Below are 21,371 nucleotides of genomic sequence, written 5' to 3' on the forward strand. Positions count from 1 at the left end.
GGGCAACACCCGGTGAGCATATCCTCAAGAACGCCTTTGTGCAAGAGGGGCGGCAAAAGCCTGTCGCCATCCGGGATGAAGGGGGCTTCCTGCTCCGTTGCGGGCCGGAGCGTCATGGGCTATCATGAAAAGGTTCCTCTCACCATCATCAAGGAGCATGTCATGATCCGCGTGGATCTCCATACCCATACCAACCACTCCCACGCCCGCGACAGCGTCCGTCAGATGTTCGAGGCAGGCCGGGAAAAGGGGCTTCTCGTACAGGGATTTTCCGAACACTCCCCGCGCCCGGAAGGTTACGACTATCCCAGCGAATACCGCGATCACCTCGCCGCCACCTTCGACGCCTATCTGGCCGAGGTGGACGAGCTGAAAAAGGAGCAGGAAGCCTCGGGCGTTACCGTTCTGCTCGGCCTTGAGGTGGACTGGCTGGAAAAGGAAGAAGCCTACATAAGGCAGATGGTTGCCGCTCATGAGTACGACTATCTCATTGCGGGCATCCACTTTCTGGATCGCTGGGGATTCGACGCCTCCGCCTGCGACTGGGAAAAGCTCGACCGTGAGGAACGCTTCCACCTCTACGGACGCTACTACCGCACCATGAAGGCCATGGCCGACACGCGGCTTTTCCAGATTGTGGCGCACCCCGACCTCATCAAGATTTTTTCCGTGGACGATTTCCGCCGATGGCTCGCCCTGCCCTCCTCCATGGATCTCATCGGCGACGCGCTCACCGCCGTGCGCGATGCGGGCATGGCCATGGAAATTTCCTCCGCAGGTCTGCGCAAGCCCTGCCATGAAATCTATCCCGGCCCGGAAATTCTGCACCTCGCCCGGCAGATAGGCCTGCCCATCACCTTCGCTTCCGACAGCCACGCCACCGAACAGGTAGCCTGGAACTTCGACGCGCTGGCGCGCTGCGCCGCCTTCGAGGGCTGGCGCGAAAGCATGGTCTTCCGTCGCGGGGAGGTCATGTCCCTGCCCTTCACCACGGACTGAACCTATAACACGCCGCAGCGCCTGCACGGTGCAGGGGCTGCGGCGCGGCAAACCGGATGCGGAAAAGGCGGCCCGAGGCCGCCTTTTCCCGTTGACGGACCTTTCTCCCGGAAAGGCCTTTCCCGGAAAAACGGAGCCGCGCCTCAGCTTCCGTGAAACGGCCATACAAACATGTTTTTTTCCGCAATAAAAAAAACATGTACGGCAAAAAAAACGCATAAAGGAAAAAATCCCGCCGATTGCGGGCATCACTGTGGAGAAAAAGAAGAAGGTTTCTTTTCTCTGCATGGAACATACAGACCTCACAGAGCATCATGACCTCATGCACGGCAGAAAAGCGTTGTGAACGCACGCTGTCGTTTTCTGCACGAAAAGGCTTTTCCTTCGCTTTTTCGTCCGTCTGAGGCAACATGCAATACTTTGCAAGCTTTCCGCCCTTGGCAGAGGAAGAAAGCGTGGTTATTCTTCCCTGCAAGGCCTTCATGCCGTTCACATCGAGGAGCAATTATGACCAGCCAGCTTAAAACCCTTCTTCTCATGGCCGGCCTTTCCGCCGTGCTCATCGTCATGGGCAGCGCCCTCGGCGGCCGTCAGGGCATTCTCGTCGCCCTTGTGTTCGCCGTCATCATGAACATCGGAAGCTTCTGGTTTTCCGACAAGATCGTGCTGTCCATGTACCGCGCGCAGGAACTTTCCCCCGAAGACGCCCCCATGGTGCACGACATGGTGGCCGACCTCGCCCGCCGGGCGGGCGTGCCCAAGCCCAGGCTCTACATCGTGCCGCAGGAGGCTCCCAACGCCTTCGCCACGGGACGCGACCCGGAACACGGCGTCATTGCCGTGACCGACGGCATCATGCGCCTTCTGCCGCCGGAACAGCTGCGCGGCGTGCTGGCCCATGAAATGGCCCACATCGCCCACCGCGACATTCTCATCCAGACGGTGGCGGGCGTGCTGGCCTCGGCCATTACGGCCATCGCCAACATGCTGCAGTTCAGCATGATCTTCGGCGGCGCGCGCGACGAGGAAGGCAACAGCAATCCCCTCGCGGCCATCGCCATGATGATACTCGGCCCCCTTGCCGCCGCCCTCATACAGATGGCCATTTCCCGACGCCGCGAGTACATGGCCGACGCCGCAGGCGCTTCCTACTGCGCCGACCCCATGGCCCTTGCCGGAGCGCTGAACAACCTCGACGCCTACAGCCGTCATATTCCCATGCAGGCCAACCCCGCCACGGAAAACATGTTCATCGTGTCGCCCCTTTCCGGGGAATCGCTGCGCCGCATGTTCAGCACGCATCCGCCCATGGAAGAGCGCATCGCAAACCTGCAGGAAATGGCCCGCACCGGCCGCTACCCCGGCTGATGCCCGGCGGCCCAGAGGCCGCTCCGGTAAAAAACAGCTCTCCGCCGCAAAGGGCGGGGCCGGATATTCCCCGGCCCCGCCCTTTTTGCGCTCCGGGCACTTTCGCCTTGCCTTTCCCCCGGCTTTACGCCACCCTTGCAGCCATACCACGGACGTTATTTTTCCGCACAGGATACCCCATGATCACTCCTCTTTTTTCCGCACCCGACAGTTTTGCAAGGCGCGCGCTGGAACAGCTTTTTCCCGTGCTCGACGCCGTCATGCCCATGACCGGACAGCAGCGGCGCGACCTGCCCCTCGCCTGCCGCGATCTTTCCGCCCTGCTCACCACGGAACGCGACGGCCTTGCCCGCCCCTACTGGACTTCGCCGAGGCTTACTTCCGCGTACCTGCGCTACTTTCTGCCCTGGAACCTGGTACGGCTTTCCGCGCTTCTGCCCGGTCTGGACTTCGGCAGCATTCCTGAGGAGCCTCTTATTCTCGACATGGGCAGCGGCCCGCTTACCCTGCCCATCGCGCTGTGGATATCCCGGCCGGATCTTCGTTCGCGCCCCGTCACCGTGGTGGCGAGCGACACCACGCCCCACATTCTCGAACTCGGCCGCAACATCTTCGAAAAGCTGAGCGATGCGCTCGGAGAAAAGAACCTCTGGACCATCCGCACCATGCGCGCCTCCGTTTCTCTCGCGCCGCGCCGCCTGTATGCCAGACCCGGAGCGCTGTGGCTGGCCTGCATGGGCAACGTTCTCAACGAAATGGAGGAACGCCGCGCCAGACCCGGCCACAGAATGGGCGAACGCATGCGCGAACTTCTGGAAAGCCTCTGGGACATGCTCGGCGAAGACGGGCGTATCCTTGCCGTGGAACCGGGAACCCGCCAGGGCGGACGCCTTATCGCGCACCTTCGCAAAAGCGCCCTCGGCGGCGTGGAGGAGGAATCGGAATACGACGACCTCACCGCCTTCGCCCTGCGCGAGGAGCAGGCCGGGCGGCGCTTCATGAACGAGGACGACGACATGGAGGATGAGGACGAGGATTTCGGCCTCCCGCCGCTGTTCGAGCCCCTTTCCCCCTGCCCCCATGCGGGCCGATGCCCCATGCTCGACCGGCGCTCCACCGCATGGTGCCACGTCAACGCCCCGGCGGAAGGCGCGCCTGAGTCTCTGCGCGCCCTTTCCGCCAGGGCCGGACTGGACAAGGATTCCATAAGTCTTTCCTTCCTTTCGCTCAGAAAGCTGGAAGACGGGGAACTGTCGCCCGAAGAACATTCCCGCCCCCGGGCAGGAGTACGGGCACGCATCGTTTCCGACGCCTTCGTGGTGCCGGGCTATCCGGGCCGCGCCCGCTATGCCTGCGCCTCCCCCGGACTCTGCCTCATCCCCGCGTCCTCACACCTGCCGCCCGGCGCACTGTGCACGGCCTTCCCCACCAGGGAACGCGACATGAAATCCCGCGCCGTCATTCTTGACCTGGAGGAAGCCGGACGGATTCCCCGGCGGAACGAGGAACGGGGAAAAAGACCCTTCCCTCCCGGACGCGAAAGCGCCCCCTTCGCCCGGAGGGGAAGAACGGAAAGAAGAGACCGCGCCGGAAGTCCCTTCCCCCAAAAGAAAGATTCCCCAAAAAGGCGTGAAGGCTCCCGCGGCTTCTCCAAAGGCGGAAAAAAGAGCGGAAGCTGAGGTGCGCGCCGCCTCTCCGGCACTTTTTTGCAAAACAAAAGCCCCTGCCTCTGGCTTTTTTTCGGGAAAGGAGCATACTTTTTTCACCCGGACAGCACCGGGTTCATGCTCGTAAGGAGACTACCCATGAATTCTTCCATCGCCATCATTGCCGCCATCGCCGTCGTCGCCGTTATCGCGGTTCTTTTTCTGAGAAAGAAAAACGCCCCCGTCAAAGAAGAGGCCCCGGAAGAAAAGGGTCCTCAGGGGGATCCTGAACTGTACGCTCTCGGGATGAACCCCATCTCCGAAAAGCCCATCATGTACGCTCTCACCACCTGCCAGCACTGCAAGAACACCAGGAAATTCCTGGATGCCAACAACGTCGACTACATCGTCATTTATCTGGACGAGTATTCCGGCTCGCAGCGTTCCGACCTCATGGAAAAAGTGCGTACCTACAATCCTCGCGGAACCTTCCCCACCATTCTCGTGCCCGGCGGAAAGGTGATTGTCGGGTTCCGCAAACAGCTCATGCAGGAGGCACTGATCCATGACGCCGGAACAACTGCTTGATTGTCTGGCCAAGGGGGCCGCAGCCAAAGGATACTATCTTCACGCCGATCATGAACACTGCCTCGGTACGGCGGAAAGCCTGCTGGCCAACAAGGAGCGCTACGGCTACATGTGCTGCCCCTGCCGCCTTGCCTGTTCCGACAGGCAGCAGGACAGCGACATCATCTGTCCCTGCGTGTACCGCGATGCCGACATAGCCGAATACGGGGCGTGTTTCTGCTCCTTCTACGTTTCCGAGGAACATAAGGACGACCCGGACTTCTTCCCCGAAGTGGAAGAACGGCGCGATCCTTCCCGCGGTCTGTAATAACAGCGAAAATCCTTGCCCTGTCATGCGGCGGATGCCATACTTTTTCCATACACGGAAAAAGGAGCCGGTATGCGCCGCATATTCTTGTCCGCCGCTCTCGCGGCCGTTCTTCTCTGCCTTCCCTCTCCCTCCCCCGCCGGCGATGCGCCCGCGCAGAACGCGCGCCTCGTCAAAACCGTAATCCTGAGCCGCCACGGCGTACGCCCGCCCACGCAGTCGCCGGAAACGCTCGCCTCCTGGAGTTCTCGCGCCTGGCCTGCATGGAACACGCCGCCCGGCCATCTTACCGAAAGGGGCGCAGCCCTCATCCGCGCGGAATGGGAGGTCATGCGTCAAGACCTTGCCTTCGACGGGCTTCTGCCCGCCTCGGAATGCCCGGAAAAAGGCAGCGTGTTCCTCTATGCCGACAACGAAGAACGCACCCTTGCCACGGCGCGCGCCATGCTGGAAGGCCTTGCCCCCGGCTGCGGCTTCGAGGTGAATGCCGGCCATGCCCGCCGCGATCCCGTATTTCATCCCGTGAAAAGCGGCTTTCTGCCTTCCCCGCAGCTTTCCGTGCAGGAACGGCGGGAGCTGGAAAGGCAGATTGCCGCCGTACAGAGAAGCACGGAAAAAAGCGTGGCGGAACTTTCCTCCGTACTCGGCAGGAGTCCGGCCATGTGCATACCCGGCGTACCTTCCTGCACGCTTGCGGACATGCCCACCCTTCTGCACTTCCCCGAAGCGGGGCGGCCGGAAAGCGTTTCCCTGAGCGGAGGCCTGGCCACGGCCTCCACCCTTGCGGAAATTCTGCTGCTGGAAAGTCTGGAATGGCCCGGAAAGGCGCAGTCTCTGGCGACGAAGATTCCCGATCCGCTGCCTCAGGGGCCGGGTACGCCGGTGGAAATCAAGGCAAGAGAGATCATTCTCGCCCCGCGTTCCGACAGACCGGGCGTCGCCGTTCTTCCGCCTCTCTCCCGATGGGAGGCCGCCCCCATGGAGGAAGGCGGGATCATCATGGTCAACCCGGATACGGCGCTGCGCCTTCTGCCCGTGCACACGAAGGTGCAGAGCGCCGTGCAGCGATTCCCCGCCGTGGCCGGACAGGAAGGCATGCCCCTGCTCGTTCTCATGGCGGAGGCCCTTGCCGGGGAATCGCCCGTCAGGGCGGCCAACGAGGCGAAGCTTGTCGTGTTTTCCGGGCACGACACCAACATGGTCAATATCGCGGGGCTTCTGAACCTGCACTGGAACAACGGCCCCTTCCCTGCGGACAGCACGCCCCCCGGTTCCATGCTGGCGCTGAGGCTCTGGGAAACGCCGCAGGGCCGTATGGTGCAGGCTTCCTTCCTCTGTCAGCGCCTGAGCGCCTTTTTAAGTACGGACAGCGCAGCCATGCGAGCCTCCGCCCTGCATGAGGCGCCGCTTCTCCTGCCCGGAGCATACGCGGACACTCCCGCAGGCCCGGCCCTGCCTTTGAAGGACTTTCTCCTGCTTGTGCGCGGTATGGCGGGAAGCGAACTTTCCGTAAGGACGGCTCTGCTCTTTGCCGCGCAAAAGAACTGAAAAAACGCCTCTGAACCGGCATGACGTATGCCGCGCCCGGGCGCGGCATACGTTTTTCAGCTTCTCCAGATACGCAGGAACGACGCAGGAGAGCCGCCTCCGTCGATGTGCCTGAGCAGCGCGCTGCCGAACACCGCCGCATCGGGACGTATCTTTCCGGGCAGGGCGGCAAGCTGCTCCGGCGCACGCAGGCCGAAGCCGAGGGCCGCAGGCAGGGCAAACACCCCGCGCACGCGCGAGAGCACCTCCGGCACCTCCGGGGGCAGGCGATCCCTCTCGCCCGTGGTCCCCATGACGGAAACCACATACACATAGCCTTCCGAAACATCGGCGTAGAGCTTCATGCGCTCCTTCGGGGTATTGGGCCCCACAAGAGGGATGAGCGCCAGAGAATGCGCGGCGAGAATCTCCCGTACCCGTCCGGCCTCGTCATAGGGCAGATCCGGCACGATGAAGCCGTGCACGCCCGCCTCTTCCGCTTCGCGGGCAAGCCTTTCCAGACCGTACTGAAGGAAGGGATTCATGTACCCCATGAGCACGATGCCCGCCCGGAACCCGCCTTTGCGCGCCTTGAGTCCCTGCAGAATGCCGCGGAGCGTCACGCCGTCATTCAACACCCGCTGCGAAGCTTCCGCCACCACGGGGCCGTCGGCCACGGGGTCGGAAAAAGGCACGCCTATTTCCATGATGTCCGCACCGTTTTCGTCAAGCTCGCGGAGAATGTCCCAGAATCTTTCCCGTGAAGGAAAACCCGCCGTCACAAAGGGAATGAGCGCCGTGCGGCCCGCCGCGTTGGCGGCGCGAATCTTCTTTTCCAGAATATGCATACTTCACCTCGCGGCCGTGCCGCTTTTTTTTAACCGCAACATGCGCTAAAGGCCGAGGGCCTTTTCCACGATGTCCATGTCCTTGTCGCCCCGGCCGGAAAGGTTGACCAGCACGCGGCTTTCCGGCGCGAAGTCTTCGGGATGGGCAAGCACATAGGCAAGCGCGTGGGAGGATTCCAGAGCAGGGAGTATTCCCTCCGCCCGGCAGAGCTTCTGAAACGCGGCAAGGGCCTCGTCGTCGTAGGCCACCGCATATTTCACGCGGCCCGAGGCGGCGAGATACGCGTGTTCCGGCCCCACGCCGGGGTAATCCAGACCGGCGGAAATGGAACCGGAAGGCAGAATCTGCCCGTCCTCATCCTGAAGCAGCATGGTGTATTCCCCGTGCAGCACGCCGGGACGGCCGAGATTGATGGCCGCCGAATGCATACAGCCTTCCTCTCCCGTGCCTCCTGCCTCCACGCCGATGAGACGCACCGGGGCATCCGGCACGAAGGGCGAGAACATGCCTATGGCGTTGGAACCGCCGCCCACGGCCGCCACCACGGCGTCGGGCAGATGCCCCGTCTTCTCCAGCATCTGCGCGCGGGCCTCGCGGCCGATGACGCTCTGAAACTCCCGCACGAGGTCGGGGAAGGGATACGGCCCCGCCGCCGTGCCGAAGCAGTAATGCGTGCTGCCCTGAAGCGATATCCACGCGCGAAGAGCGGCGTTGATGGCGTCCTTCAGCGTGCGGGAACCGCTTTCCACAGGCACCACTTCCGCGCCCATGAGGCGCATCCTGCGCACGTTGGCCGACTGCCGCTCCACGTCTTCCGCGCCCATGAACACGGTGCACTTCATGCCGAGCCTTGCCGCCGCGGCAGCCGTGGCCACGCCGTGCTGCCCCGCGCCCGTTTCCGCAATGAGGGCCGTCTTGCCCATATGGCGGGCAAGCAGCGCCTGCCCCAGGGTATTGTTGATCTTGTGCGCGCCGGTATGCAGCAGATCCTCGCGCTTGAGCCACAGCTCAAAGCCCAGCTCCGCCGACAGCGAGGGGCAGAAGGTGAGCGGCGTTTCGCGGCCCGCATAGTCGTGCAGCAGCTCCTGAAGTTCCTGCTGAAATTCACGCGAGGGCAGTATGGAGGCCATGGCCTCTTCCAGTTCCACCAGCGGCGGCATGAGCAGCTCCGGCACGAAGCAGCCGCCGAAATCTCCGAAATATCCTTTTCTCACAGCGTATCTCCTTCCGGCCCGCACACGGCGCAGGCCGCCGAACGCTCCGCCTCTGCGGAGCCTGCGCCGCCTCCGGCGGCTTCCCACAGTCGCACCCTCTCCACGGCCTGAGTCATGAGCGATTCATCCTTCACGCCGGGAGAGGTTTCCAGTTTCGAATTGAAGTCGAGCCCGTCCGGCGTGCAGAGGCCCAGAGCCCGCGCCGCATTCTCCGGACCGAGCCCGCCGGAAAGAAACCACGGGTGCGGGAAGCGAAGTCCGCTCAGCGCCCCCCAGTCCAGTTCCCTGCCGCTGCCCATGCCCGCATCGAGAAGATAGCAGCCGCATGTTCCGGCAAAGGCGGCGATATTCTCCTCAAGCTCCTTCCGCGAGGCGCAGCCTGCCGGCCAGAGTACGCGGATGACGCTCTCCGCCGGAAAGGCCCGGGCGAAATCCGCGCTCTGTGAGCCGTGCAGCTGCACATAGTCAAGGCGTGCAAGGCGCACGATATCCCGTATCTCTTCCGCGCTCTGCCGCACGAAAACGCCCACACGCTTCATGCCGTGCGTATCCAGCGCCGAAACCTGATGCGGCGTGACGTTGCGCGGACTCGCTTCATGAAACACGAAGCCGCAGAACTCCACGCCGAGCTCCGCCGCGGCATCCACCGCGCGCTGACTGCTCATGCCGCAGATTTTAATCCGCATTCCGCACCTCCCCTTTTCCGAGCAGCTCAGCAAGCGCCTCGCCGGGTCTGCCCCCTTCCATGAGGGCCGAACCTACAAGCGCGGCGGAAAAGCCCCGCTGCGCGGCCTGCTCAAGGTCGGCGCGGCACCCCATGCCGCTTGCCGCAATCCAGAGTTCCCCGCGTTCCGGCGGGCACGTTTCGATAAGGCGGAGGCAGGCGCTTCTGTCCACTTTGAGACTTGCAAGATCGCGCGCGTTTACCTGAATGATGCGGGCCCCGCTTTCGCGCGCAAGGGCGAGATCCTTCTCGTCAAACACCTCGACCACGGCTTCCATGCCGCCCTTCTCCGCCCTTTCGCGCAGGTCGCGCAGCGTACGGGCCGAAGGCGTGAGCCTCACGATGAGCAGCAGCGCCGAGGCGGGCGTAGCCAGCGTGGCGTCCACCTGCGCGGGGTGGAAAAGAAAATCCTTGCGCAGAAGAGGCGGCCTTTTTCCCCCGCGCTTCTCCATGGCCGCCGCCATGCGGGCAAGGTAGGAAATGTGCCCGTGGAACCAGCGCTCCTCCGTCAGCACGGAAACGGCGGCAGCTCCCGCCTCCCGGTACTGCCGTACCACGTCTTCCGGCTCCAGAGACTCGCATATCACCCCGCGCGAGGGCGAGGCGCGCTTGTATTCCGCAATCACGGCGAGCGGCCCGCCGCCCGCCTCCAGAGCGCGGGAAAAGGAGGGGCGTTCCCCGTTCCAAGGCCGAATCTGCTCCGTTCCCTGCCGCGTCAGTTCCTCCACCTCCCGCCTCTTGGCATCCATGAAGCGTTCCAGTCCCGTCATGACAATACCCTCATGCCTGCGCCTTCCTCCACGCCCTTCCGGGCCATGGCCACGCATTCTTCAAGGCTCTTCGTTTCCTCCAGCATGTAGATGGCGAAGGCCGCGTTCACCACAACCATGTCGCGCATGGGGCGGGGCCCGCGACCGGCCAGAATTTCCTTGAGCACGGCCGTGGCCTCCTCCTTGTCGCGCACTTCCAGATCTTCCGGCTCGCAGGGAACGAAACCGTAAAGGGAAGGATCGAACACCATTTCATCCATCACGCCGTCGGTAATGAGCACGATGCGCGTTTTCCCCATGGTGGTCAGCTCGTCGTAGCCGCCCGCCCCGTTGAACACCGCCACCTTGTGGAAGGGACGCCGCTGAAGCGTGGCCGCAATGAGATCCACCTGCTCCGGGTCGCCCACGCCCATCATGAGGTAGTCGGGGCAGGCCGGGTTCAGCATGGGGCCGAGCATGTTGAACATGGTGCGCATACCGAGCTGCTTGCGTACCGGCCCCACGTTGGCGAAGGCCGGGTGGAAATAGGGGGCGTACTGGAAGGCGAAGTTGCGCTCCTTCAGCATTTCCACGATGGCGTCCGGGTCCTTTTCCATGGGAATGCCCAGTCCTTCCAGGGCATCCGCCGCGCCGGAGGTGGAGGAAACCGCCCGGTTGCCGTGCTTGAGCATACGGTATCCCATGCCCGCCAGAGTGAGCGACGTGGCCGTGGAACAGTTGAAGGAATGCTTGCCGTCGCCGCCGGTACCCACGATGTCGATGCACTTTTCCGGCACGCCCGGCACCTTTACGGCGCGGGAAAGCATGATGCGTATGGCGGCGGCCAGCTCGGAAGGCTTTTCGCCCTTCATCCGCAGGCCCATGAGCAGGGCCCCGGCCTGCGCGGGCGTCATGGTGCCGTCCAGCATGGAACCGAAGGCCACTTCCGCTTCCTCCTCCGTCAGGTCGCGCCCCCGGGATACGGATTCCAGAATGGAACTGATGGTGGGCGCGGCGTGCACCGTGGGCAGGAGACTGCCGGGGAAGTTTTCCAGAAGGCGCAGACCGTCCGGCGTGAGTATGGATTCGGGATGATACTGCACGCCCACCCACGGACGGTCCCTGAAGCTTATGGACATGACCTCGCCCTGAGGCCCGCGCGCCGATACCGAAAGAAGCGGATTCCTGTGCTCGTCGTCCAGCCGTATGACAAGGGAATGGTAGCGTCCCACGATCATGGGGTTGGGCATACCCCGGTAGATGCCCTTGCCGTCGTGCACGATTTCCGACGTCTTGCCGTGCATGATGACGGGGGCCGCCGTCACCTCCGCTCCGGCGTAAAGCCCCAGTATCTGATGACCGAGGCATACGCCGAGCACCGGAATGCGGGGACTGAGCTGCCGCAGAAACTCCAGGCAGTACCCGGCCTTTGAAGGATGACCCGGCCCGGGGGAAATGCAGACCATGCGCAGCGAAGGATCGTTGGCAAGCGCCACCAGACCGGGATCGTCGTTCTTCACCACGCGGGGCCTGTGCCCCAGGCGGCAGAAGGCCTGCACCAGATTGTAGGTAAAGGAATCGTAATTATCGATAAGCAGGAACATGGAATTCTCCCGGGGTAAAACATGCCTGACGCATGATGGCCGACTTGTTGCAGACCTCCTTCCATTCCAGAGCGGGGGTGGAATCGTGTACCACGCCGCTGCCCGCCTGCCAGTACAGGCGGCCGTTTCTGACCCACATGCTGCGTATGGTGATGCCGGTATCGAGATTCACGCCGTCCTTGTCCAGGCCGAGCCAGCCTATGCATCCGCCGTAGGGGCCGCGGGGAACCTTTTCCATCGAGGAGATGATTTCCATGGCGCGCAGCTTGGGCGCGCCGCTTACCGTGCCCGCCGGGAAGGTGGCCGAAAGCACGTCCACGGCGTCCAGCCCTTCTTCCAGCTCCGCGGTAACGCGGCTTGTCAGGTGCATGACGTGGGAAAAGCGCTCCACCATCATGAGCCGCTCCACCTCCACGCTGCCGGGCAGGGCTATGCTGCCGAGATCGTTGCGGGCCAGATCCACCAGCATCATGTGTTCCGCCCTTTCCTTGGGATCGGCCAGAAGGTCGGCGGCAAGCTCTTCATCCTCATCCACGGTTCTGCCCCGGCGCCGCGTTCCGGCTATGGGCGCGGAAAGGAGCTTTCCCGCCGTACAGCGCACCATGACTTCCGGCGAGGAACCGAAGAGCGTCACGCCCGGCAGACGCATGAAAAACATGTAGGGAGAGGCGTTTTCGCTGCGCATGCGCCGGTAAAGCGAGAACGGGTCGCCTTCAAAGGGCGTGCTGAACTGCATGGAAGGCACCACCTGTATGGCTTCGCCCGCACGCAGCATTTCCCGTATGCGCTCCACCGCGGCCTCGTATTCTTCGCCGCCCTTTTCATAGTCCTCTTCCCTGCCGGGCACGGTGCACAGACCCGGATCGCGCCCGCTGCCCACCTCGCGGTGCTCGCCGAGGCTCACTTCGGCAAGGCGGTTGTACATGTGGTCGAAAAGAAGAAGCGTTCCGGGCAGGCAGAGCACGCATTCCGCATCCTCGGGCGGAAGAAATTCCGCCGCCTTCGGCTGGAAGAGCCCCGCCATGCCGAAGCCGAAGTAACCGCACAGCGAACGGGTGATGGGCGGAAGATTCGCGGCCTGCGGATCGGGCAGAATTTCCAGCGAACGCATGATGCGGCGCAGCCCTTCCACAAAGTTCATGCCGTCGAACTCCATCAGGGGAGCGAAGCGCTCATCCTCCACGCGGCAGACGAGCCGCCCCCTGCGGCAGGAGAGAAAAAACGCCATGTCAAAGCCGAGCACGCTGTAGCGTCCCCATCGTCCGTCCACTTCCGCGCTTTCCAGCAGTATGCCGTGCCCCTTCCCGGCCATGCCGAGAAAGAGACTGATGGGCGTGTCCATATCCGCCGGAAGCCGGCGGACGCTCTGACGCACTCGAAGAGGAAACGTGTTGGCTTTCATGTCGATGACCTTGTTTTTGATGCATAAAAAAATGCCGCCCCCGGAGAGGGGACGGCATCGGCTTCTTCCATGCTCGCAGGCACAGGATACGCGCTAAGACCGCACCTCTCCCTGAAGAGGGGTACGCCACCACCACTGACCGGCGAAGGATACGGTGAGGGCGAAAACGGACATAGACACTCCTGAAATATGCTCGGCCCGCGAAAAAACGGGCTTTTTTTTCTGTGTATGCAAGGTGTTTTTTTTTGTCAATGCACGGCGGAACATTTTTCCGGACGGTACGAAAACGTACCGGCGCGAAGAGAAGGACTTTTTTCTTCCGGTGCTTGACAGCGTTTCCGAACCGGAGCTATGGAAAGGAAAAAGGTGAACATCATGCTCAGTTCCTACCGCCCCGGCTCCTTTACCTTCGCCAGCAGCTTCGGTTGCTGGTGCCATGCGTATTATTATCCCGGGCTCTGCGGCGGGCTGTGCTGATTTTTTCCGTACAGGACTATCAAGCCGCAGGCATACACCGCCGGCGGCTTTTTTATTTCCGCCCGGCGCCTGCAAAGGGGTTTTTCCATGGAAGTCGGCGCTCTCAGACGTTTCAACCACATCATCAATCCCAAAACCGGCCGCGCCATCATCGTTCCCATGGATCACGGCGTGTCCGACGGTGCGCCCCGCGGCCTGCGCGACATGGCGAAGGCCGTGCAGGACATGGATGAAGGCATGGCCGACGCGGTGCTGCTGCACAAGGGGCTCATCCACAAGGCGAAATACGAATCGCACATGCGCCTCGGCTTCATCATGCATATTTCCGCCTCCACCAGTCTTTCGCGCAGGCCCAACAGGAAAATGCTCGTGGGCGACGTGGAAGAAGCCGTGCGCCTCGGGGCCGACGCCGTTTCCATTCACATCAATCTCGGCGACGACGACGAGAGCATGATGATGTCGGACGCGGGCAGGGTGGCCAAGGAATGCAGCCTGTGGGGCATGCCTCTGCTCATGATGGTGTACGCTCGCGGCCACGACGTGGACAGCTACGATCCGCGCAACATCGCCCACTGCGCCCGCGTAGGCGCGGAACTCGGGGCCGACATCGTGAAGGTGCCCTACACGGGCGATCCGGAAAGCTTTGCCGACGTGGTGGAAGACTGCGGCGTGCCCGTGCTCATTGCGGGTGGGCCGAAGCTCGATTCCACGCGCAAGCTCCTGGAAATGGTGCACGGTTCCCTTCAGGCGGGCGGCTCCGGCCTTTCCGTGGGCCGCAACGTGTTCGAACACCCCCGCCGCGTGGAACTGCTGCACGGGCTGCGCGCCATGGTGCACGAAGGAGCCTCCGTGGAAGAGGCTCTCGAGATCATGGGCGAGAAATAACGGCGTCCGGAAGAGAAAAGTTTTCTTCCTCCGCCATTTTCCTGTTGACAGCATTCTTTTTCTGGGATTAGTAAATTTTTAAACTCAGTATGGTTGTTGTTATGCGTACTCTTTCTTTCGCCACCGCCCAGTATGAAACCACGGCTTTCCGCTTTGGTTTTTACTTTTATTTTACCGGGTCCTGTGGTCGGAAGGGTTGCTGACAACTGTTGATTGCAAACTTCGGGCCGCAGGCGAAACAAGCCGGCGGCCCTTTTTGTATGGAATATTCGCCGCCACGCAGCCCCCAACGTTCAAAAGAAGGAACGCATTATGGAACTCGGCACCAAGAAAAGACTGTCCCGCATTTTCAATCCCGAAACCAAACGCGCCATCGTAGTTCCCATGGATCACGGCATGACCATCGGCGCGCCCGACGGGCTGGTGGACATCCGCAAGGCCGTGGACGACATGAATGAAGGCGGAGCCAACGCCGTGCTCATGCACAAGGGCCTCATCCGCGCTTCCGGCTGTGCCGATGCCAACGCCGACCTCGGGCTCATCATGCACATCACCGCATCCACGGCGCTTTCGCCCAACGGCAACACCAAGGTGCTCTCGGGCACGGTGGAAGAGGCCATACGCCTCGGCGCCGACGCCGTTTCCATCCATCTCAACCTCGGCGACCCCAACGAAAAGGAAATGCTCTACACCGCGGGCGTCATCGCCGATCACTGCAACCGCTGGGGCATGCCCCTTCTCATGATGCTCTACGGCCGCGGCGGCCTCATCCGCGACAGCTTCGCCGTGGACATCGTGGCCCACTGCGCCCGCGTGGGTGCGGAACTCGGTGCCGACATCGTGAAGGTTTCCTACACCGGCAGCCCGGAAACCTTCCAGAAGGTCACCGAATGCTGCTGCGCGCCCGTGCTCATTGCCGGCGGCGAACGCATCGACTCCACGCGCAAGCTTCTGCAGATGGTGCACGACTCCCTGCTCGCGGGCGGCGCGGGCCTTTCCATCGGCCGCAACGTGTTCGAGCATCCCCGCCGCGTGGATCTCATGCGCGCCATGAACGCCATCGTGCATTCCGGCGCTTCCGTGGACGACGCCATGGCCATCGTGGGCGAAGACAAATAAGCCGGGGAAAACGGATCATGAACATTTACTTCAAAAGCGTGCCCTTCAGCAAAAGCGACGTGACCCTCGCCCTGGAATCCGGCGTGGACGGCGTCATCGTCCCCGCCGACAAGGTGGAATCCGTCTCCCAGCTTTCCCGCACCGCGGTCATCGCGGAAGAGGACATGCCCTCCCGTTCCATGTCCACCAAGGCCGACGAGGAAGCCATACGCGACGAACTTCTCGCCGGCACGCAGGCGGTGCTCGCCCGCGGATGGGAAATCATCCCCGTGGAGAACCTGCTCGCCCAGTGCCCCCATGTCGTTGCCGAAGCGGGCAATCTTGAGGAAGCCGTGCTTGCGGCGGGTATTCTTCAGCGCGGGGTGCAGGGCATCGTGGTGCTGCCCGAGGCCATAGGCGACCTCAAGGACATCGTTTCCCGCTGCAAGACGAGCCGGGAACACGAAGAACTTCAGGAAGCCGTGATCACCCGCGTGGAACCCGCCGGACTCGGGCACCGCGTATGCATCGACACCATGTCCATGCTGCACCGCGGTCAGGGCATGCTGGTGGGCAATTCCAGCGCCTTCACCTTCCTTGTGCATGCGGAAACGGAGCACAACGAATATGTGGCCTCCCGTCCCTTCCGGGTGAATGCCGGGGCCGTGCATGCCTACATCCGCCTTCCCAATGATACGACGACCTACCTTTCCGAAGTGGAGGCGGGCCGGGAAATGCTGGTGGTGGATCATACCGGAGCCACGACTCTGGCCGTTGCCGGAAGAGTGAAGATAGAAGTGCGGCCCATGCTTCTGGTGGAAGCCGTATGCGGCGACAAAAAGGGCGCGGTCTTCCTGCAGAATGCGGAAACCATACGCCTTACCGCGCCGGACGGAACCCCTGTGAGCGTGGTGAGCCTGAAGCCGGGCGACAAGGTGCTCTGCCGTACCGATGAAGCAGGGCGGCACTTCGGCATGCGCATCAAAGAAGACATTCAGGAGAAATAGTCATGGCGGAGCCTTTCCAGATACCCGGTCTTGCAAAACTGCGCGAGGAAATCGACGAGGTGGACTCCGCGCTTCTCACACTGCTGAACCGGCGCGCGGGGCTCAGCCTCGCCGTAGGTCAGGCAAAAAGGCAGGTCGGGGGCAGGGTGTTCGACCCTGCGCGGGAAACACTGCTTCTGGAAAGGCTCGCCGGACGCAACGAAGGGCCTTTGAAGGCGGAACACGTCACCTCCATCTGGCGTGCCATTCTCTCCGCCTCCCGCTCTCTGCAGAAGAACTGCTCCGTGGCCTATCTCGGGCCGGAGGGCACGTTCTCCTACTTTGCCGCCGTGGATTTCATGGGAGAAGCCATGGAATTCACGCCCTGCCGCGACTTCAACGAAATATTCCGCGGCATCATGCTGAAGCAGTTCGACTTCGGCGTGATTCCGCTGGAAAACTCCATACACGGAACCATAGCCCAGAGCTTCGACCTGTTCTCCGAGTACAACGTCACCATTCAGGCCGAGTTCTATTCCCGCATTTCCAACAGCCTGCTCAGCCGGGAAAGGGAGCCTGAACAGGTGAAAACCGTGTACTCCCATCCCCAGCCGCTGGGCCAGTGCGCCGCATGGCTGCGCACGCACCTTCCGCAGGCGCGGCTTGTTTCCGTGGATTCCACGGCGGCCGCCGCATGGAAGGCCTCCACCGAGGAGGGCGCGGCCTCCATAGGCCACCGCAGCATGGCGGAAAAGCTCGGCATGAACTGCCTTGCCTGCGACATTCAGGACGACGCCTCCAACTGGACGCGCTTCGTGCTCGTTTCCGCGGGTGAAAATTCCGCCGTGCCCCGCCGTGCCCCGGCGGACGCGCCGTTCAAGTCCTCCCTGCTCTTCACCGTACCCAACAGGGCCGGAACCCTCGCTTCGGTGCTCAACGTGTTCACCCGTCACGGGGTGAACATGACCAAGCTCGAATCGCGCCCCCTGAAGGGCGCCGCCTGCTGGGACTACATCTTCTTCGCCGATGTGGAATGCGACCTTTCCTCCCCGGAATGCACGGAGCTCGTCAACGATCTTCGCGCAGGCTGCTCCTTCGTGCGCGTGCTGGGCTGCTACCCCGAAGGGCCCCGTCTCGATTCCACCGCAAACACCACAGGATTCTGATTCATGATCACGCTCAAGGCCCCGGCCTCCAAGTCCGTTTCCCACCGCATGCTCATCGCCGCCTCTCTGGCGCAGGGCCGCTCCCTGGTGCATCACGCCCTTTCCAGCGCCGACCTTGAGCGCACCCGCGAAATACTCCATGCCGCAGGAGCTGTGCTGGAAGATCTGGGCGGCGGAAGCTGGAACGTGCAGGGCATGGAACACGGCCCTGCGGGCGGAAGCTCCGCTTCCGTAAGCTGCTATGTGGGGGAATCGGGCACCACCTGCCGCCTGCTCACCGCCGTTCTGGCCGCAGGGCGCGGAAAATTCCGCATTCACGGCGTGGAAAGAATGCATGAGCGGCCCATCGGCGCACTGGCAGACGCTCTTTCCGCCCTCGGCGCACATATCGAATTTGAACGGAAGGAAGGGTATCCCCCGCTTCTTCTCTCCACCGAAGGGCTTTGCGGGGGAGATGTGAGCATGAGCGTCGACGAATCCAGCCAGTTCCTTTCCGGGCTGCTGCTCGCCGCTCCCTTCTGCCGCGAAACGCTCCGTGTGTCGCTCAGCGGTTCCAAGGTGGTATCCTGGCCCTATGTGGGGCTGACGCTGCAGGTGCTGGAGGACTTCGGCATTTCCTTCATGGTGGAGGAAAAAGAGGGGGAAGACTGGCATGAGACGCCGTGGAAGAGCGTGAAACATGCCCGGCCCGGGAAGCTCCGCATCAGCGTGCGCCCCGGCGCGTACCAAAGCGGCGAATACCGCGTGGAAGGTGACTGGTCCGGCGCATCCTACCTGCTCGCAGCCGGAGCCGTGGGCAGAGAAAGCGTGCTCGTCACCAATCTCCGCCCCGATTCCCTGCAGGGCGACCGCGTCATTCTGGATATTCTGCGCGCCATGGGCGCGGATATCACCGTACGGGACGACGGCATTCTGGTCAGCCCCGCGCCCCTGCACGGCATCACCGTGGACATGGGCGACTGCCCCGACCTCGTGCCCACCGTGGCCATGGTCGCGGCCTTCGCCTCGGGAAAAACGCGCATGGAAAACATCGCCCACCTCAGAATCAAGGAATGCGACCGCATTTCCGCCTGCGCCTCGGAGCTGGCCCGCGCGAAGGTGCGCTGCGAGGAAGAGGAAGGCGCGCTCACCGTGCACGGCCTCGGGCCGGATGTGCCCTCCATCCCGGAAGGCACGGTATTCTGCACCTACAACGACCACCGCATCGCCATGGCCTGTTCCCTGCTCGGACTCGGCCGGGGGCAGCGCGTGGCGGTGGACGACCCCGCCGTGGTCCGCAAATCCTTCCCCGAATTCTGGAACGTGTGGAGCGCCCTTTCATGAGCGAACGCATCGTCATCGCAGGCTGCCGCGGCCGCATGGGGGCCATGCTCATGGAAAGGCTCGGGCAGAGTCCGGCCTTTTCTCCCGTGGGGCTGGATCTTCCCTATGAGCCTGCGGCCATGGAGGAAGCCTGCCGGGGAGCGCGCGCCGTCATTTTGTGCATCCCCGCCTCGGCCATTGCCGGAACCATAGAAAAGCTCCTGCCCTTCATGGAGCCTTCCACCATTCTTTCCGACATCACCTCGGTGAAGGAACTGCCCATGCGGCACATGGAACGGCTGTGGGACGGCCCCGTGGTGGGCACGCACCCGCTTTTCGGCCCCGTGCCCGCGCCGGATCTGGAACTGCGCGTGACCATAGTGCCGGGCAGGAACTCCTCGGAAGAGGACGTCGCCTTCATGGAACAGGTGTTCCGCAGCTTTTCCTGCGTCACCTTCCGTGCCACGGCGGAAGAGCACGACATGGCGGAAGCCAGGATACAGGGCATGAATTTCATTACAAGCGCGGTGTACTTCGCCATGACGGCGGAAGACCCCGCGCTTCTTCCGTATATTACCCCCTCCTTTCTGCGCCGCATGAATTCCACGGAAAAGCAGCTCATGGAAGACGGCGCGCTTTTCACCTGGCTTTTTGAGGCCAACCCGCACAGTCAGGCCATGGTGCGCCAGTACCGCAACCTGCTTTCCCTTGCCGCCGCGGGCGACGTGGATCTCATCCTGCACAAGGCCCAGTGGTGGTGGAAGGAAGGAGAGGAAAAAAGAAAAATACACGAGGAAGCCCGCAAGGTGGCCCTCCAGTCGGCCCGGGCAGGGCTGAAAAAAGGAAAGAAGTGATGCGATACAGTCTGTTCGGCGAATCCCACGGCCCGGCCATAGGCATTGTTCTGCAGGGCGTTCCCTCCGGGCTTGAGCTCGACATGGACTTCATCGGCGCGGAAATGGCGCGCCGCGCTCCGGGAAAATCGCCCCTCGCCACGGCCCGCAGCGAAAAGGACGCCGTACGCATCATAAGCGGCGTGTTCGAGGGCAGAACCTGCGGCACCCCCCTGTGCGGCATCATTGAAAATACCGATACCCGCTCGCGCGACTACGCCGCCACGCGGTATCTGGCAAGGCCCGGTCATGCGGACTTCACCGCCCATCTGCGCTATCAGGGTTTCGAGGATTACCGGGGCGGGGGGCACTTTTCCGGCCGCCTCACGGCTCCGCTCGTCTTTGCCGGGGCCGTGGCCAAGCTGCTGCTCAGGCAGAAGGGCGTGGAAGTTCTCGCCCGCATAAAAGAAACGGCGGGAGTGGCGGATATTCCCCTCGACCTTGCACGGCCCGATGTGGAGGCCCTTCGTGCGGCTGGCCGGAAAGCCTTTGCCGTTGTGGACGATACGCGCGGCGAAGCCATGCAGAAGGCCATTCTCGAAGCGCGAGCCGAGGGCGATTCCGTAGGCGGCGTCATCGAATGCTTTGCCCTGAACCTGCCTGCAGGACGGGGCGGGCCCGATTTCGACGACAATATCGAAACCGCCATAGCGCGCCACGTCTTCGCCGTGCCTGCCGTCAAGGGACTGGCCTTCGGCTCCGGCTTCGGCTTTGCCTCCATGCGCGGCAGCGAAGCCAACGACGCCTTCCTGCCCGGAGAGGGCATACATACGCGCACCAACCATAACGGCGGCATCAACGGCGGCATTTCCAACGGCATGCCCGTGGTCTTCAGCGTGATCATCAAACCCACGCCCTCCATCGGAAAGGAACAGGACACCGTGAACATGAGCACCGGCGAGGCGGCCAGGCTCGTCATAACCGGCAGACACGATCCGTGCATACTCCCCCGGGCCGTGCCCGTCATCGAGGCGGCCTGCGCGCTGGCCCTTTCGGAAGTCATGGGAGAAAAGGCATGAAGAATCTCGTGCTCATCGGCCTTTCCGGCTGCGGCAAAAGCACCTTCGGCAGAAGGCTTTCCCGCAGACTGCACATGCCGCTCTTCGATACCGACGTCATGATCGAGAAAAAGACCGGCCGCATCATCGCCGATATCTTTGCAGAAGACGGCGAAGCCGCCTTCCGCGACATGGAATCGGCCTGCGCCAGGGAAGCCGCAGCCATGGAAGGCGTCATCATCTCCACAGGCGGAGGCATGATACTGCGCGAAAAAAACATGGAAGAACTTTCCCGCAACGGGCTTGTCGTGTTCATCGACCGCCACCCCTCGCATATCCTGCGCTCCACCACTCTGGGCGACCGGCCCCTCGTGCAGAACGACAGAGACCGGCTTTTCCGCCTCTACGCGGAACGCATCGCCCTGTACCGCCGTTATGCCCACATCACCGTTCCCAACCACGGCGGCCCGAGAACCCTCAAACGGCGCATTCTTCAGATACTGCGCCGCTTCCGGCACGAAACAAAGACAGAACTGTCCTGACCTGCCCTTCCGCCGGGAACGTTTTCCCTGCGCCTTACTTCATGACA

20 protein-coding genes are annotated in these 21,371 nt (G+C 62.7%); 14 read left to right on the plus strand and 6 right to left on the minus strand.

Annotated elements, in window-relative coordinates; translation table 11 throughout:
* The first annotated feature begins 114 nt into the window (after nucleotides 1-114).
* The 6 genes from CZ345_RS14065 to CZ345_RS14095 all read left to right on the plus strand — a co-directional run bounded on the left by CZ345_RS14065 (nucleotide 115) and on the right by CZ345_RS14095 (nucleotide 6,456).
* Complete coding sequence (locus CZ345_RS14065; RefSeq protein WP_239446701.1) at nucleotides 115-999, plus strand: histidinol-phosphatase; 885 nt, start codon at nucleotides 115-117, stop codon at nucleotides 997-999.
* Nucleotides 1,000-1,506: 507 nt separating this feature from the next.
* Entirely contained in the window at nucleotides 1,507-2,367 is an 861-nt protein-coding gene (locus tag CZ345_RS14075) for a zinc metalloprotease HtpX (protein WP_077073722.1), read from the plus strand.
* A gap of 179 nt (nucleotides 2,368-2,546) precedes the next feature.
* A complete protein-coding gene (locus tag CZ345_RS14080; protein ID WP_077073723.1) occupies nucleotides 2,547-4,046 on the plus strand; it encodes a small ribosomal subunit Rsm22 family protein in 1,500 nt (499 codons plus the stop codon).
* 126 nt (nucleotides 4,047-4,172) lie between these two features.
* On the plus strand, nucleotides 4,173-4,601 hold the full coding sequence (locus tag CZ345_RS16345) for a glutaredoxin family protein (protein WP_162274982.1): 429 nt from the start codon (nucleotides 4,173-4,175) through the stop codon (nucleotides 4,599-4,601).
* On the plus strand, nucleotides 4,579-4,908 hold the full coding sequence (locus tag CZ345_RS14090) for a ferredoxin-thioredoxin reductase catalytic domain-containing protein (RefSeq protein WP_077073724.1): 330 nt from the start codon (nucleotides 4,579-4,581) through the stop codon (nucleotides 4,906-4,908). Before CZ345_RS16345 ends, CZ345_RS14090 begins: the two co-directional genes overlap by 23 nt.
* 72 nt (nucleotides 4,909-4,980) lie before the next feature.
* Entirely contained in the window at nucleotides 4,981-6,456 is a 1,476-nt protein-coding gene (locus tag CZ345_RS14095; RefSeq protein ID WP_077073725.1) for a histidine-type phosphatase, read from the plus strand.
* A 56-nt stretch (nucleotides 6,457-6,512) separates the two neighbouring features.
* Here the strand turns inward: CZ345_RS14095 and trpA are convergent, their stop codons facing one another.
* From trpA to CZ345_RS14125, 6 genes are read right to left on the minus strand one after another with little or no spacing between them, the layout of a single operon-like run.
* Nucleotides 6,513-7,283 carry a tryptophan synthase subunit alpha gene (gene trpA / locus CZ345_RS14100; protein WP_077073726.1) on the minus strand — a complete coding sequence of 257 codons (771 nt, stop codon included), beginning with the start codon at nucleotides 7,281-7,283 and terminating at the stop codon, nucleotides 6,513-6,515.
* 45 nt (nucleotides 7,284-7,328) lie between these two features.
* Nucleotides 7,329-8,498 carry a tryptophan synthase subunit beta gene (gene trpB / locus CZ345_RS14105; RefSeq protein ID WP_077073727.1) on the minus strand — a complete coding sequence of 390 codons (1,170 nt, stop codon included), beginning with the start codon at nucleotides 8,496-8,498 and terminating at the stop codon, nucleotides 7,329-7,331.
* On the minus strand, nucleotides 8,495-9,184 hold the full coding sequence (locus tag CZ345_RS14110) for a phosphoribosylanthranilate isomerase (RefSeq protein WP_077073728.1): 690 nt from the start codon (nucleotides 9,182-9,184) through the stop codon (nucleotides 8,495-8,497). The genes trpB and CZ345_RS14110 overlap by 4 nt, the downstream gene beginning before the upstream one ends.
* The gene (locus CZ345_RS14115; RefSeq protein WP_077073729.1) at nucleotides 9,174-9,992 is read right to left on the minus strand and encodes an indole-3-glycerol-phosphate synthase; all 819 of its coding nucleotides are present in this window, start codon (nucleotides 9,990-9,992) and stop codon (nucleotides 9,174-9,176) included. Before CZ345_RS14115 ends, CZ345_RS14110 begins: the two co-directional genes overlap by 11 nt.
* Entirely contained in the window at nucleotides 9,989-11,575 is a 1,587-nt protein-coding gene (trpD, locus tag CZ345_RS14120; protein ID WP_077073730.1) for an anthranilate phosphoribosyltransferase, read from the minus strand. Before trpD ends, CZ345_RS14115 begins: the two co-directional genes overlap by 4 nt.
* The gene (locus CZ345_RS14125; RefSeq protein WP_077073731.1) at nucleotides 11,556-12,977 is read right to left on the minus strand and encodes an anthranilate synthase component I family protein; all 1,422 of its coding nucleotides are present in this window, start codon (nucleotides 12,975-12,977) and stop codon (nucleotides 11,556-11,558) included. Before CZ345_RS14125 ends, trpD begins: the two co-directional genes overlap by 20 nt.
* A gap of 564 nt (nucleotides 12,978-13,541) precedes the next feature.
* On the opposite strand from CZ345_RS14125, the gene CZ345_RS14135 reads away from it, so the two are divergent.
* The 8 genes from CZ345_RS14135 to CZ345_RS14170 all read left to right on the plus strand — a co-directional run bounded on the left by CZ345_RS14135 (nucleotide 13,542) and on the right by CZ345_RS14170 (nucleotide 21,324).
* Nucleotides 13,542-14,339 (plus strand): 2-amino-3,7-dideoxy-D-threo-hept-6-ulosonate synthase, encoded by a 798-nt coding sequence (locus CZ345_RS14135; protein ID WP_077073733.1) that lies wholly within the window; start codon nucleotides 13,542-13,544, stop codon nucleotides 14,337-14,339.
* A 312-nt stretch (nucleotides 14,340-14,651) separates the two neighbouring features.
* Nucleotides 14,652-15,458: a 2-amino-3,7-dideoxy-D-threo-hept-6-ulosonate synthase gene (locus CZ345_RS14140; protein ID WP_077073734.1), complete on the plus strand. Its 807-nt coding sequence runs from the start codon at nucleotides 14,652-14,654 to the stop codon at nucleotides 15,456-15,458.
* Nucleotides 15,459-15,472: 14 nt separating this feature from the next.
* Nucleotides 15,473-16,444 carry a 3-dehydroquinate synthase II family protein gene (locus CZ345_RS14145; RefSeq protein ID WP_144277410.1) on the plus strand — a complete coding sequence of 324 codons (972 nt, stop codon included), beginning with the start codon at nucleotides 15,473-15,475 and terminating at the stop codon, nucleotides 16,442-16,444.
* Nucleotides 16,445-16,446: 2 nt separating this feature from the next.
* Nucleotides 16,447-17,589, plus strand: coding sequence for a prephenate dehydratase (gene pheA / locus CZ345_RS14150; protein ID WP_077073736.1), 1,143 nt, complete (start codon nucleotides 16,447-16,449; stop codon nucleotides 17,587-17,589).
* Nucleotides 17,590-17,592: 3 nt separating this feature from the next.
* Entirely contained in the window at nucleotides 17,593-18,912 is a 1,320-nt protein-coding gene (aroA, locus tag CZ345_RS14155) for a 3-phosphoshikimate 1-carboxyvinyltransferase (RefSeq protein WP_077073737.1), read from the plus strand.
* Nucleotides 18,909-19,745 carry a prephenate dehydrogenase/arogenate dehydrogenase family protein gene (locus CZ345_RS14160; RefSeq protein WP_077073738.1) on the plus strand — a complete coding sequence of 279 codons (837 nt, stop codon included), beginning with the start codon at nucleotides 18,909-18,911 and terminating at the stop codon, nucleotides 19,743-19,745. Before aroA ends, CZ345_RS14160 begins: the two co-directional genes overlap by 4 nt.
* The gene (gene aroC, locus CZ345_RS14165) at nucleotides 19,745-20,803 is read left to right on the plus strand and encodes a chorismate synthase (RefSeq protein WP_077073739.1); all 1,059 of its coding nucleotides are present in this window, start codon (nucleotides 19,745-19,747) and stop codon (nucleotides 20,801-20,803) included. Before CZ345_RS14160 ends, aroC begins: the two co-directional genes overlap by 1 nt.
* On the plus strand, nucleotides 20,800-21,324 hold the full coding sequence (locus CZ345_RS14170; RefSeq protein WP_077073740.1) for a shikimate kinase: 525 nt from the start codon (nucleotides 20,800-20,802) through the stop codon (nucleotides 21,322-21,324). The genes aroC and CZ345_RS14170 overlap by 4 nt, the downstream gene beginning before the upstream one ends.
* Nucleotides 21,325-21,371 lie beyond the last annotated feature (47 nt).

Origin of the sequence: Mailhella massiliensis, assembly GCF_900155525.1 — a bacterium.
Classification (GTDB): Bacteria; Desulfobacterota; Desulfovibrionia; order Desulfovibrionales; family Desulfovibrionaceae; genus Mailhella; species Mailhella massiliensis.

Coding starts and splice junctions, on each gene's coding strand:
- aroA (WP_077073737.1), top strand. CDS start 17,593: ATGATCACGCTCAAGGCCCCGGCCTCCAAGTCCGTTTCCCACCGCATG.
- CZ345_RS14065 (WP_239446701.1), top strand. CDS start 115: ATGGGCTATCATGAAAAGGTTCCTCTCACCATCATCAAGGAGCATGTC.
- CZ345_RS14080 (WP_077073723.1), top strand. CDS start 2,547: ATGATCACTCCTCTTTTTTCCGCACCCGACAGTTTTGCAAGGCGCGCG.
- aroC (WP_077073739.1), top strand. CDS start 19,745: ATGCGATACAGTCTGTTCGGCGAATCCCACGGCCCGGCCATAGGCATT.
- CZ345_RS14135 (WP_077073733.1), top strand. CDS start 13,542: ATGGAAGTCGGCGCTCTCAGACGTTTCAACCACATCATCAATCCCAAA.
- CZ345_RS14115 (WP_077073729.1), bottom strand. CDS start 9,992: ATGACGGGACTGGAACGCTTCATGGATGCCAAGAGGCGGGAGGTGGAG.
- CZ345_RS14160 (WP_077073738.1), top strand. CDS start 18,909: ATGAGCGAACGCATCGTCATCGCAGGCTGCCGCGGCCGCATGGGGGCC.
- trpA (WP_077073726.1), bottom strand. CDS start 7,283: ATGCATATTCTGGAAAAGAAGATTCGCGCCGCCAACGCGGCGGGCCGC.
- pheA (WP_077073736.1), top strand. CDS start 16,447: ATGGCGGAGCCTTTCCAGATACCCGGTCTTGCAAAACTGCGCGAGGAA.
- CZ345_RS14125 (WP_077073731.1), bottom strand. CDS start 12,977: ATGAAAGCCAACACGTTTCCTCTTCGAGTGCGTCAGAGCGTCCGCCGG.
- CZ345_RS14090 (WP_077073724.1), top strand. CDS start 4,579: ATGACGCCGGAACAACTGCTTGATTGTCTGGCCAAGGGGGCCGCAGCC.
- CZ345_RS14170 (WP_077073740.1), top strand. CDS start 20,800: ATGAAGAATCTCGTGCTCATCGGCCTTTCCGGCTGCGGCAAAAGCACC.
- trpD (WP_077073730.1), bottom strand. CDS start 11,575: ATGTTCCTGCTTATCGATAATTACGATTCCTTTACCTACAATCTGGTG.
- CZ345_RS14110 (WP_077073728.1), bottom strand. CDS start 9,184: ATGCGGATTAAAATCTGCGGCATGAGCAGTCAGCGCGCGGTGGATGCC.
- CZ345_RS14140 (WP_077073734.1), top strand. CDS start 14,652: ATGGAACTCGGCACCAAGAAAAGACTGTCCCGCATTTTCAATCCCGAA.
- CZ345_RS14075 (WP_077073722.1), top strand. CDS start 1,507: ATGACCAGCCAGCTTAAAACCCTTCTTCTCATGGCCGGCCTTTCCGCC.
- CZ345_RS16345 (WP_162274982.1), top strand. CDS start 4,173: ATGAATTCTTCCATCGCCATCATTGCCGCCATCGCCGTCGTCGCCGTT.
- CZ345_RS14095 (WP_077073725.1), top strand. CDS start 4,981: ATGCGCCGCATATTCTTGTCCGCCGCTCTCGCGGCCGTTCTTCTCTGC.